The organism is Rhodoglobus sp. G.S.23 (assembly GCF_056675935.1).
This window is the reverse complement of record NZ_CM155237.1, coordinates 650,667-662,536: the sequence shown is the minus strand read 5'-3', so window position 1 is coordinate 662,536 and position 11,870 is coordinate 650,667. Positions and strand designations below refer to the sequence as shown.

The window sequence follows — 11,870 nt, the reverse complement described above, 5'->3', positions numbered from 1 at the left end:
CGAGAACGTCGCCTCTCTAATGAAAGAAAGCAGCTGACGCGTGTCTGAAAGCACCAACGATCACCCGACCACCCACGATGTTTCCGCCGAGATTGCTCGGTCGTGGCTTCTGGTCGCAGCAACTCGTCCCGAAGAATTTGATCGCGCTGAGCAGTCTCGCGCCGACCAAATCATTCTCGATGTCGAAGACGCTGTTGACCCGCGCCTCAAGTCGTCAGCCCGTGACTCGGTCGTCGAGTGGCTGAGCAACGGTGGCAGTGGTTGGGTCCGCATCAATGACCGCACGTCTGACTTCTGGTCAGACGATGTGGATGCTCTCGCCGGACTTCCGGGCCTGCGCGGCGTCATGCTCGCCAAGGCTGAGGCAGCAGCTCACGTCTCGGAAACTTTTGACCGTCTCAAGGGAGTCACACCGGTGATCGCCCTCGTCGAGTCTGCACTCGGCATTGAAGAAGCAGCATCGATTGCTCGCGCCCGTGGCGCCTATCGTCTGGCGTTCGGCAGTGGCGACTATCGGCGCGACACCGGCACGAGCTCCGACGACCTTGCGATGGCCTACCCACGCTCGCGTCTCGTCATTGCGAGCCGCGTCGGCAACCTGCCCGGCCCGATCGACGGCCCGACCGTCGGCACTAACCACCCGGTGCTGCGCGAACAGGGCAGCATGGCTGTTGCCCTCGGCATGACGGGCAAGCTCTGCCTCGACCTCGAGCAATTGCCCATCATCAACGAAGTCATCAGCCCCACTCGCTCAGATGTGGCGTGGGCTCGCGAATTCTTGGAAGACTTCGAGGCTCGTGGCCGCGTCATCCGTGATGGCAGCGACCTGCCCCGCTTGGGGCGAGCTCAAAAGATCGACAAGCTCGCTCGCGCCTTCGGTGTTGAACCCGCCTAGACGGGGCTCTCATTAGGCTCGCATGATGGCGAGCCCACGATTAGTGTTGAGGCATGACAACGGCAGTCATCGTTGATGCGATTCGCACGCCTTCGGGCCGAGGTAAACGCGGCGGAGCCCTCTCTCAAGAGAACCCCATCGATCTCCTCGCAACGGTGCTGAACGGGCTACTCAGCCGCCACGATCTCGACCCGGCAATTATCGATGATGTGATGGGCGGCTGTGTGACGCAGTCGGGCCAACAGGCCGTGAATGTGACCCGCAACGCTGTTCTCGCTGCCGGATTTCCGGAGACAGTTCCGGCAACCACGATCGACCGCCAGTGCGGGTCCAGCCAGCAAGCCGCACACTTCGCTGCTCAATCAGTGATGGCCGGGATCAACGATGTTGTGATTGCCTGCGGTGTTGAACTGATGAGTTCACACCCCATCGGTCAGGCAACACTTGGTCAGAGCACGATGAGTCCGCTACTGCGCGCACGGTACCCTGACGGCCTCGTCAATCAGGGAATCTCCGCCGAACTGATCGCCGCACGCTGGGGCCTTGATCGTGACGACCTCGACCTCTTCGCCGCTGACTCGCACTCCCGCGCTTCGCTTGCGGATTTCAGCAGTGAAATTCTTCCGATCGGAGATTTGGCACGCGACGAAACTGTGCGGCCCGGTACTACCGCTGAGACGCTCTCCGGCCTCTCCCCTGCGTTCTACGACGCCGCGATCGCGGCACGCTTTCCCGAAATCCAGTGGCGGGTAACGGCAGGCAATTCCTCGCCACTCACCGATGGTGCCTCCGCTGTGCTCATCATGAGCGAAGAACGAGCAGCCGCGTTCGGCCTGAAACCTCGAGCCCGTTTCCATTCCTTCGCGGTGGTCGGCTCCGACCCCATCGAGATGCTCACCGGGATCATTCCGGCGACCCATCGCGTGTTAGAGCGCAGCGGCATCCGTCTCGATCAACTCGACAGCATTGAGGTAAACGAAGCGTTCGCCTCAGTGCCCCTCGCCTGGCTTAGAGAATTTGCCGTTGACCCCGCGATCGTGAACCCCCGGGGTGGCGCGATAGCCCTGGGCCACGCCCTCGGGTCCTCGGGCACACGCCTCCTCAGTACCCTCGTCAATCATCTCGACCACACCGGCGGCCGCTACGGACTCCACGTCATGTGCGAAGGCGGCGGCATGGCAAACGCCACCATTATTGAAAGGCTTGCATGAAAATTCAGGATGCCGCAGCACTCATTACCGGTGGTGCGAGTGGACTCGGGCTCGCCACCGCTCGCGCTCTCGCCGCCCAAGGTGCCCACGTCACCATCGCCGACCTTCCCAGCTCCCGTGGAGTCGAGATTGCCGCCGAGAATGGCTTCCGGTTTGCGCCAACCGATGTGCGCTCGGAGGCCGACGTCCAAGCCGCGGTCGCCCTTGCGAGTTCGACGGGACCGCTGCGCATTGTCGTGAACTGTGCCGGCGTCGCGACACCGGGCAAGACTCTCGGCCGCAATGGGGTGCTCCCGCTAGAAACGTTCGAAATGGTGATCGGCATCAACCTCACGGGCACCTTCAACGTCATCCGTTTGGCGGCAGCCGCGATGGTCGAAACCGACCCGGTTGACGGCGAGCGCGGAGTGATCGTGAATACGGCATCCGTCGCTGCGTTTGATGGGCAGATTGGACAACCAGCCTATGCAGCATCGAAGGCCGGAGTTGCCGGCATGACTCTTCCCCTCGCCCGCGAGTTTGCGTCATCGTTTGTGCGCGTCATGACCATCGCCCCGGGCATCTTTGAGACACCGATGATGGCTGGGCTGCCGCAAGAGGCGCAAGATTCGCTCGGCGCTCAAGTGCCGCATCCGTCGCGCCTGGGGCGCCCCGACGAATATGCCGCACTCGTGCAGCACATCGTCGAAAACCCGATGCTCAATGGCGAAGTGATTCGCCTTGATGGTGCGATCCGGATGCAACCGCGCTAGCGGCGACACCCGGATCGACTAACGGCTACAGCGCTAGAGAACCTTTGAGAGGAACGCTTTCGTGCGTTGGTGCTGGGGGTTGCCGAGCACTTCGTCGGGGTCACCCGACTCCACCACAACGCCGCCGTCCATGAAGACGAGCTGATCAGCGACTTCGCGCGCGAACCCCATCTCGTGCGTGACAACAATCATGGTCATTCCGGAATCGGCGAGACCCTTCATGACATCGAGCACCTCACCGACCAGTTCGGGGTCGAGTGCGGAGGTCGGCTCATCGAACAGCATGAGCTTGGGCTCCATAGCGAGAGCGCGGGCGATAGCCACTCTCTGCTGCTGGCCACCGGAGAGGTGGGCCGGATAGGCATCCTCTTTCTCCGCAAGACCAACCTGAGCCAGCAGTTCTCTGCCGTGCGCGATTGCGGCTTCTTTCTTCACCTTGTTGACGCGGATGGGCGCCTCAATGATGTTTTCGAGGGCTGTCATATGCGGAAACAGATTGAACCGCTGAAACACCATGCCGATATCGCGGCGCTGACGGGCCGCTTCGCGGGGCTTGAGCTCATAGAGCTTGTCGCCGCGCTCTTCGTATCCGACCAGAACGCCATCGACACTGAGTCGGCCAGCATCGACGCGCTCAAGGTGGTTGATGCAGCGCAAAAATGTCGACTTGCCCGATCCGCTTGGCCCGACAAGGCACATAACTTCGCCCTGCGGAACTGACAGCGAGATGCTCTTCAGCACCTCGTTAGAGCCGAAACTCTTCGACACACGGTCGGCGTGCACCATAGGCACGTCGCTTACGGCTGCGTTCGTCATTGGTGCTCCTTTCCTGTCGGATCGGTACTGGAATCGTCCGTGTCGGATGCTGCACCAGGGGTCTCGATGACTCCGGTCTTGAGCGTGATCACTCCGGTCTCGGTCCCCGCTTTTTCGGGGCGTGCTTGGCCGACTCCGCGCGAGAAACGCTTCTCCAAGAAGTACTGGCCCACCATCAGGATCGAGGTGAACAGCAGGTACCAGGCCGAGGCTACGAGCAATAGCGGGATCGGATCAAAGATCACTACGGAGATGTCGCGCGAGCGTCCGTAGAGTTCCAAACTGAACGGAATAGCGGTGACCAGTGAGGTGGTCTTCAGCATCGAAATTACTTCGTTGCCGGTCGGAGGGATGATGATGCGCATGGCCTGCGGGATGACGACGCGCGTCATCGTCTGTAGCCACGACATTCCGAGGGCAGTTGCTGCCTCGTCTTGTCCCTTATCGACCGAAAGGATTCCAGCACGCACGATCTCGGCCATATAGGCGGACTCATTGAGCGCGAGCCCAATCACGGCAAGCCAGAACACGCTGATGAGATCGTTGGTTTCCACCGAGAGCCACGGCTCGGTGAAGGGGATGCCCACGTCGATCGTTGAGTAGATCGTCGCGAAGAGACCCCAGAACACGAGTTGCACGTAGACAGGAGTTCCGCGGAATACCCAGAGGTACAACCACGCAATGCCCTTAACAACAGGGTTGTCCGAGAGCCGCATAACCGCAAGGGTGACGCCCAAAATGATCGCGATGATCATCGAGTACACCGTTAGCAGGATCGTGTAGCCGGCGGCCTGCGAGATTCTCTTATCGAAAATGTATTTGCCGAAGTTCTCCCAGCCATACGCTTCGCGCTGCGAAGCATCAACGATAAAGAGAACCAGCATGGCAACGAGGATGACCGCAACAACATTGCGCCACGGGTGGCGAAGGCGAATCGCTTTGATCGCCTCTGCTTGGTCAGCGCCGTTCGGCGACACGCTTACGGGTGTCGCCGAACGGCCAGAATCTGACACAGCCAATACCTAGCTGGTGGTTGCCGCGTTGATGGTGATCGACGAGACAGCACCGCTGAAGACGCCCCAGTCTTCGAGGATCGTCTTGTAGGTTCCGTCGTCGATCATCGACTGGAGTGCAGCCTGGAGTGCTGCAGAGAGTTCTGAATCCTTCTGCACGGCGATGCCGTACGGTGCGGTATCAAAGGAGTCGCCCGCGAGTTCGATCTTGTCTTCGACCTGGCTCACTGCGTACTGCGTGATGGGCGAGTCGGCGCTCATTGCGTCTGCACGGCCCAAAGCGAGAGCGTTGGTCGCTTCGTCTTGCGTGTCGAACTTGAGGATGTCGATGGGCTCTTTGCCAGCATCCGTGCACTCTTGCGACTTTGCGGGAAGCTCATCGGTCTCTTCGTAAGTCGCGGTCTGCACAGCAACCGTGAGGCCACAGGCGTTAGCGGGATCAACGTCTACACCGATCAATTGTGCCCACTGGATGCCGGCTTCGTAGTAGTTGACGAAGTCGACGACCTTCTCACGCTCTTCGTTGTCGGTGAACGAGGAAAGCCCGATGTCATAGCTGCCGCCCGTGACGCTGGGGATGATCTTGTCGAAGCTCGATGGCTGGTACTGGGTCTCGAGACCGAGCTTGGCCGCCATGGCGTTGCCGAGGTCAACTTCCCACCCGATGGGGTTGCCGGCGTCGTCTTTGTACTCGTTGGGGGCGTAGGTCGGGTCGATACCGATGACGAGAACGCCGGCGTCTTTGATGTCGGCGGGGAGCAGAGCAATGGCAGCAGCATCAGTGCCAACGTCAAGGTTGCCTCCACCCGTATCGGTGCTTGGTGTGCTGTTGTCAACACAACCCGACAGCATCAGGGCCGTAGCAACGACCAATACTGGAAGCGCGAAATTGATTCTCATGGTCCAACCTTCTCTTTATCCAAGTGAATGTGGTCGCCGTTGACGAGGCTGGAATCCCGCAGGACGCACCTCGTTGAAACGTCGACCTAGGCAGCCTACCTTCGGGTGCACGCAATTTTTCGCCCACCCGCGCCGCGTGACTGCGAGGCTGCGATCAATGTGACGGATATGTGCTGCACACGTCGAAATGCTGCTTTTGGTCCACTTTACGCCGGTGTGGGCTAGTACTCGCCCTGCGCCGCAGCCTCAAGTTCAGCAAAGTTAATGGTTCGCAACTCACGAAGTCGACGCTTGCGTTGAGCGTCATAGGAGGGGTCTTCCATCGGCAAGTAGGCGACGCGAAGTTTGGCAATGATTGCGGTGCCGATTTCGCTCCAGGCAAGCTCCCGCGCTTCGTCGATGATGCTCGAAATCAGTTCGCCATCCATGGATGCTTGGCGCAGTCCTTCAGCGAGCCCCGTTTGAACCGCGCGGTTGCGGTCAGAGTGCGATCCTCGGAGGAGGTGCTCTGCTTGCTCAGCAAGCTGGTCGAACTCGACGTGAACCAGACCGGCCAATGCGCCGTCATCGTAATCAAGGTGGTCTCGTGCGGCATCCACAATGATTCGGTTTTTTACCGCCATGCGCACAGCATTGCGGGCGATCAGCACACCCTCTTCGACGACCCTCTCGATCGGGGCCTCTTCGACGGGCTCGGGCGCCCTAAATTTACCCAAGTTAAGGCGCGGGCGCCGCCGAATAAATCTCACAGTGCAATTGTTCCGGTTTTGATTGATGAACGGTATCCCCCGTCCAGTGCAGCTTAGATGGACAACCTGAACGGGCTACAAGGTCTTCTCGTAGCAGACACCGAAAGGAATCGCAGCGTAGTGCCCAAAAGCGTCAATCCGTTGGTATCCCAAGCTCTCATAGAGAGTCATAGCCGGCACTTGAACGTGGCCGGTTTGAAGCACCAAAGAGCGCGCCTGAGCTTCTCGCGCTACGCCCTCAAGCGCGTTCATGAGTCGGCGCGCAGCACCCTTGCCACGATGGTTCGAGTCGACGAAAACCTTCTTGACCTCAAGGGATGAGCCAAACGGACGCAAGGCTGCGTGCCCGATGACCGAATCGCCATCGAGCACCAGCGCCGTATGAGTAATCTCCGACGGCGCAATCGTCAACGCTGCATGTACCGCAGCGCGACCAGCATCATCGAGCTCTGCCTGACGGTCGGCATACATCGCCGTCGTCTCGACATCCATCGCCGCTCGCTGCTCAACCGCTCGTGGGTCAAGCCAATCGACCCACTCAACGGTCAGGCTCACTCCGCTTTGACCTTGGTGGTTGCCGACGCGTTTGCCTCATACGAGGTGTTAGTCGACTCAAAGAAGTTCACAAGCTCAAGAGTGTCGTTGGCGGTAGCCATCCACTTGGCCGGGTTTGTGACCTTGTAGTGGGCTTCGAAACCAAGCTCCTCGAGGCGGCGGTCAGCCAGGTACTTGACGTACTGGTTGATGTAGTTGGCGTTGAGCCCGAGGATGCCACCGGGAAGAAGGTCGTGGTTGTAGGCCTCTTCCATTTCCACAGCATCCAGAATCATCTGACGAATTTCGTCAGCGAACTCTTCGGTCTGAATCTCGGGGTTCTCTTCGAGCACCGTGAGAATCAGGTTGATACCGAATTTGAGGTGCAGGCTCTCGTCGCGAACGACCCAGTCCATGAGCGAACCGAAGTTGCGCAGCAGGTTGCGCTGACGGAATGACAGAGCGACCATGAATCCCGAGTAGAACCAGATGCCCTCAAGAACCACGTTGTATGCAACGAGGTTGCGGATGAAGTCTTGCTTACCTTCGATGGTGTTGATGTCGAGGGTCTGCTCCGTCATACGACGGATGTACTTCATCTCAAACTCTTCTTTGCGCGCCATGGATGGCACGTCGACGTGAGAGTTGTAGGCAGCTTCACGGTCGATGGGGAAGGTCTCGAGAACGTACTCGAAGCTCATGCAGTGGTTCGCTTCTTCCCACATTTGCTTCGCCAAGTACAGCGAGCATTCTGCAGCAGAAACATACGGGTACACACCGAAAGCGAGCGCCTTGTTGACGAGCAACTCATTCGGGTTGAAGTAACTCATGAGGAAGGTCACTGCGTGACGCTCTTCATCAGTCATCTTCTTGAAGTCGGCGATGTCTTCGCCCAACTGAATCTCGTTAGGGAACCACGTGTTGGCGACGGCCTGGTCGTACAGGTCCATTGCCCACTGGTACTTGATCGGCTTCAGTAGGAGGCCATCTTGCAGGCCTGTTCCTAGAATTCCCATTACTGGCAGCTATCGCACTGAAGGTCGTCCATGGGATCGACGGGAACGAAGTAGTCGTCTGTGATGTTGTCGCGGTTCATTATGCTTCTGCCTTCTTTGCAAATCCGCCGAAGCCTCGGCGTGCGGGAGTTGATGATGCTGCGGTTGCTCCGGCCTCAGACGATGCAGCCTTAGTCGACGAGATCTCCTCGGACTTGTTGACCTTGACGGTCGACTGCTCTGCCTGGTGGCGGGGCTTCATGTGGAGGTAGTAAGTGGTCTTGACGCCACGAGACCACGCGTCGAAGTAGATGTCCATCATGTCGCCGAGGTCACGCGTCTCGAGGTACATGTTGCGGCTGATGGCCTGGTCGATCCACTTCTGGGCACGAGCGGCAACCTCAAGGAACGCATACGGCGAGAGCTGGAAGCTCGTCTTGAATACGGCCTTGATGTCGTCGGGGATGCCGGCAACGTTCTGGATGTCACCCTGGCTGCGCAGAATAGCTTCGCGGTTCTTCTCCCACAGTCCGTGCTCCTGAAGCGTCTCCACGAGGTTGCGGTTCACTTCAAGGAACTTGCCGTTTGACGTCGAGCGGCTGAAGATTTGCGAGAACTGCGGGTCGAGGCCGGGCGTCGTGCCGGCAACGAGACCAATGGATGCGGTTGGCGCGATCGCCATGAGCGTTGCGTTACGCATTCCACCCTTGACCTTTTCACGCATGGCATCCCAGTCAAGGCGCGTCTTGCGGTTGACCTTGATCTCCATGCCACGGTCTTCTTCGGTGAGCGCGATGGAGTCGAGCGGCACGAGGCCTTCCGACCAACGGCTGCCTTCGAAGTTCGTGTACGAACCGCGCTCCTTGGCGAGTTCGGTGCTGGCATCGATCGCAGCGTAGGAGACGTGCTCCATGATTTCGTCGATGAGGTCGTAGGCCTCTTCGCTCTCGTAGCTGTAGCCGAGCTTCTCGATGATGTCGGTGAAGCCCATGACACCAAGGCCGACGGCGCGGTTCTGTTCGTTCGAGAAGTCTGCTTCTTTCACACTGGAGCGGGTGATGTCGATGAGGTTGTCGAGCTGGCGTACCGCCAGTCGAGCGCTCTCAGCAATCTTCGCGAAGTCAACTCCGCCTTCAGGCAGGAGGTGACGCGAGAGGTTGATCGATGCCAAGTTGCAGACGGAGACGTTGTCTTCGTCTTGCGGGAGCGTGATCTCGGTGCACAGGTTGGAGAGGTGGATCGTGCCCGTGTTGTTGTTGAGCGCACGGTTGTTGATGGTGTCTTTCCAGGTCAACCACGGGTGGCTCGAGGTCTGCAACGAGATGAGGATCGACTTGAACTGCTCGCGAGCACCGATCTTCTTGAACATGTGCATTTCGCCGGCGTCAGCCATCGCGACATATTCGTTGTAGCGCTTCGAGAAAGCCTTGCCGTAAAGCTCGTTGAGGTCGGTGACTTCGAGCGGGTCGAAGAGGTACCAAGAGTCGTCGTTCTGAACGCGCTTCATGAACTCGTCGCTGATCCACACTGCCGTATTGGCCGTGCGAGTGCGGCGGTAGGGGTCACCCGAGTTGCTGCGGAGTTCGAGGAACTCCGGGAAGTCCATGTGCCAGTTCTCCATGTAGAAGCACAGCGCACCGAACTTCTTGCCACCGCGGCTTACCGCACGCAGGATCGAGTCGATCGTGTGCATGAACGGGATGGGACCGGTTGAGGTGGTGTTGTTCGAGCGGATGGGCGAACCCTGAGCACGAAGCTTGGTGACCGAAAGGCCAATTCCGCCGGTGCCCTTAGTGAGCCACATGACATCGCGTGTCGTCTTAGCGATGTGCTCCATGTCGTCTTGCATTTCCATGACGAAGCAGTTGGCGAGCTGCGGGTAGATCGTTCCCGCGTTAACGAGAGTGGAGCCGGCAGCCAAGTACTCGAGGCTAGACATTTTCTCGTAGAACTTGAGGGCAGCCTCGTTGGGGTTCGCTTCGTTGAGCGAAAGACCCATCGCGATGCGCATCCAGAAGTACTGCGGAACCTCAAGCGCATCGCCATTGCGACCCTTGATGCCGTAGCGGTTGTTGAGCGTAACAACACCGATGTACTTGAGCAGTTCATCGTGAGCAGGCTCAAGGTGCTCGGCGAGAGCATCCAAGTCGAACATGCTGGTGAGGCGAGGGTCGAGGAGTCCCTCTTCTACGCCACGGATGACGTTGGGGCCGAAGTGCTCTTTGTGCAGACGCTTGAGGTCAGCGGCGTCGGTGTAGTCACCGAGAACGCGCTTGTAGATCGTCTTGAGGAGAAGACGGGCTGCAACGGTGTCGAAGGCCGGGTCATCTTTAACGTTTTGGAGAGCAACCTGAATGACGGCTTCGTCGAGCTGCTGGGTCGTGATGCCATCAAACAGCGTCAGTTCGAGCTCGGAGGCGATCTGGGTTACCCACGTGATGTTGTCGTCGAGACCGGTGGCGGCATCTTCAATTGCGAGGTTGATCTTGTTGGCGTCATACGGCTCTCGCTGACCGTTGCGCTTGACGACTGTAATTGCCACAAAAACTCCCTAAAATCCCCATAAAACCTCGAAAACCGCGAACCCCGGCCAAGCGGTTCCACCACTATATATCGTGGGTGCCACCTGTCGCCAACCCTAGATGTAGTGGGCGTGTCCTCCACAGGTGTGGATAACTTCGCGGGGTTTTCCACAGCCTATGGATAACCACTGACACGCCAGATATCCGCGGAGAACCGGCCTCTAATGACCGAAAAATGGCCCACTTCGACAGCTAAGCTGGAGTTCTTGTGAATGCTTACATCGACCTGTTGAAAACTCCGGGCATCGCTAGGATCATCGCGGCCCAACTAACCGCCCGACTGCCTGGCGGCATGCTCTCTTTGGCTATCCTGCTTCACGTTGAACAGATTCACAATTCTTATGGCGCTGCCGGCCTAGTGCTCGCGGCAACGAGTATCGGCCAAGGCGTCGCCGGTCCCCTCACCAGCCGCTGGATGGGCATTTGGGGAATGCGCAAAGTGCTCATCCTGACTCTCATCATCTCGGCAGCCGCAATCTTCACCATCGCGCTCGTTCCGCTCAGCGTCGGCATGTTCATGGTCGTCGGCCTCATCGCCGGGCTCAGCAACCCGCCGGTGCAACCAGCAGTACGCACTATCTACCCCAAAATGGTGAACTCGAAGCAGCTGACCCCGCTGTTCTCTCTGGATGCCTCTGCCCAAGAAATTATGTGGGTAGCCGGACCAGTAATTGCCACCTTCCTTGCCATTCAGATTTCAACGACCACAGCGATTGTCGTTGCTGGAGCCTTCCTTCTCGGCGGCGGCGCGTGGTTCATCGCCAGCCCGGAAGTCGGTCAGGTGCGCATCCCGCGCAGCAAACGATCCTTCGGCACCGTGCTGCGTCGACCACCCGTGATGTTGGCAACAATCACCGGCTTCCTTCTTGTCGGTGCTGCCGCAGCGGTCGAAGCATCCGTCGTCTCAGTCTTTGGACACGACGGACCCCAGGCCGGTTTCGTACTCGGCATCTGGGCCATCGGTTCGCTCTTCGGCGGCCTTTTCCTTGGCCACCTCCCGATTGGGCCGTGGGCTCTTGCTCGCCGCATGTTCATTGTTTTTGTCGGCATGGCTTTGGCGATGTTTAGCCTCAACTTTTGGTGGCTTGCGATCATGCTGCTCATCGCCGGTATTGGCATCGCCCCGGCCTTCGCCGTCATCTTTGCCATCGTGTCGGCAAGCGTGAAGTTCAGCGATACCGCCGAGGCTTACGGATGGGTCGGCACCGGTCAATTGATTGGTGCAGCCCTCGGTTCCGCTGTCGCCGGGTTCCTGATCGACGCCTACGGCCCCATCGGTGGATTCTGGGCAGCCACCGTTATCGCCGCTCTCGGCGTGCTCGTCCCCACAATTCTGCGAGGATGGCACCCCGACCTGCGCGGCAAAGACGCGAGCCCCATCCCCGACACTGAACCAATCAGTACGCTGCGCCAGTAGCTAGCG

At 59.0% G+C, this 11,870-nt stretch carries 11 protein-coding genes; 4 read left to right on the top strand and 7 right to left on the bottom strand.

Annotated elements, in window-relative coordinates; all coding sequences use genetic code 11:
* The first annotated feature begins 40 nt into the window (after nucleotides 1-40).
* Genes AC1ENN_RS03205 through AC1ENN_RS03195 form a run of 3 tightly spaced genes read left to right on the top strand, consistent with a single transcriptional unit; the run spans nucleotide 41 to nucleotide 2,858 of the window.
* The gene (locus AC1ENN_RS03205) at nucleotides 41-895 is read left to right on the top strand and encodes an HpcH/HpaI aldolase/citrate lyase family protein (RefSeq protein ID WP_449648255.1); all 855 of its coding nucleotides are present in this window, start codon (nucleotides 41-43) and stop codon (nucleotides 893-895) included.
* Nucleotides 896-948: 53 nt separating this feature from the next.
* Nucleotides 949-2,106, top strand: coding sequence for a thiolase family protein (locus AC1ENN_RS03200; RefSeq protein ID WP_480406649.1), 1,158 nt, complete (start codon nucleotides 949-951; stop codon nucleotides 2,104-2,106).
* Nucleotides 2,103-2,858, top strand: coding sequence for a 3-hydroxyacyl-CoA dehydrogenase (locus AC1ENN_RS03195; protein ID WP_480406648.1), 756 nt, complete (start codon nucleotides 2,103-2,105; stop codon nucleotides 2,856-2,858). Before AC1ENN_RS03200 ends, AC1ENN_RS03195 begins: the two co-directional genes overlap by 4 nt.
* A gap of 33 nt (nucleotides 2,859-2,891) precedes the next feature.
* Here AC1ENN_RS03195 and AC1ENN_RS03190 read toward each other — a convergent pair whose 3' ends face one another.
* From AC1ENN_RS03190 to AC1ENN_RS03160, 7 genes are all read right to left on the bottom strand, one after another.
* Nucleotides 2,892-3,674 carry an amino acid ABC transporter ATP-binding protein gene (locus AC1ENN_RS03190; protein WP_304612869.1) on the bottom strand — a complete coding sequence of 261 codons (783 nt, stop codon included), beginning with the start codon at nucleotides 3,672-3,674 and terminating at the stop codon, nucleotides 2,892-2,894.
* Entirely contained in the window at nucleotides 3,671-4,687 is a 1,017-nt protein-coding gene (locus AC1ENN_RS03185; RefSeq protein ID WP_480391786.1) for an amino acid ABC transporter permease, read from the bottom strand. The genes AC1ENN_RS03190 and AC1ENN_RS03185 overlap by 4 nt, the downstream gene beginning before the upstream one ends.
* Nucleotides 4,688-4,696: 9 nt before the next feature.
* Complete coding sequence (locus AC1ENN_RS03180; RefSeq protein WP_449648259.1) at nucleotides 4,697-5,587, bottom strand: ABC transporter substrate-binding protein; 891 nt, start codon at nucleotides 5,585-5,587, stop codon at nucleotides 4,697-4,699.
* Between the two features lie 221 nt (nucleotides 5,588-5,808).
* On the bottom strand, nucleotides 5,809-6,336 hold the full coding sequence (locus AC1ENN_RS03175) for a hypothetical protein (protein WP_449648260.1): 528 nt from the start codon (nucleotides 6,334-6,336) through the stop codon (nucleotides 5,809-5,811).
* A gap of 75 nt (nucleotides 6,337-6,411) precedes the next feature.
* The gene (locus tag AC1ENN_RS03170) at nucleotides 6,412-6,891 is read right to left on the bottom strand and encodes a GNAT family N-acetyltransferase (protein ID WP_480406647.1); all 480 of its coding nucleotides are present in this window, start codon (nucleotides 6,889-6,891) and stop codon (nucleotides 6,412-6,414) included.
* Nucleotides 6,888-7,886, bottom strand: a complete 999-nt coding sequence (locus tag AC1ENN_RS03165) for a ribonucleotide-diphosphate reductase subunit beta (RefSeq protein ID WP_449648262.1) — start codon at nucleotides 7,884-7,886, stop codon at nucleotides 6,888-6,890. Before AC1ENN_RS03165 ends, AC1ENN_RS03170 begins: the two co-directional genes overlap by 4 nt.
* A gap of 79 nt (nucleotides 7,887-7,965) precedes the next feature.
* Nucleotides 7,966-10,407 carry a ribonucleoside-diphosphate reductase subunit alpha gene (locus AC1ENN_RS03160; RefSeq protein WP_449648263.1) on the bottom strand — a complete coding sequence of 814 codons (2,442 nt, stop codon included), beginning with the start codon at nucleotides 10,405-10,407 and terminating at the stop codon, nucleotides 7,966-7,968.
* A gap of 248 nt (nucleotides 10,408-10,655) precedes the next feature.
* On the opposite strand from AC1ENN_RS03160, the gene AC1ENN_RS03155 reads away from it, so the two are divergent.
* Nucleotides 10,656-11,864, top strand: coding sequence for an MFS transporter (locus AC1ENN_RS03155; protein ID WP_480406646.1), 1,209 nt, complete (start codon nucleotides 10,656-10,658; stop codon nucleotides 11,862-11,864).
* The last annotated feature ends 6 nt before the right edge of the window (nucleotides 11,865-11,870 follow it).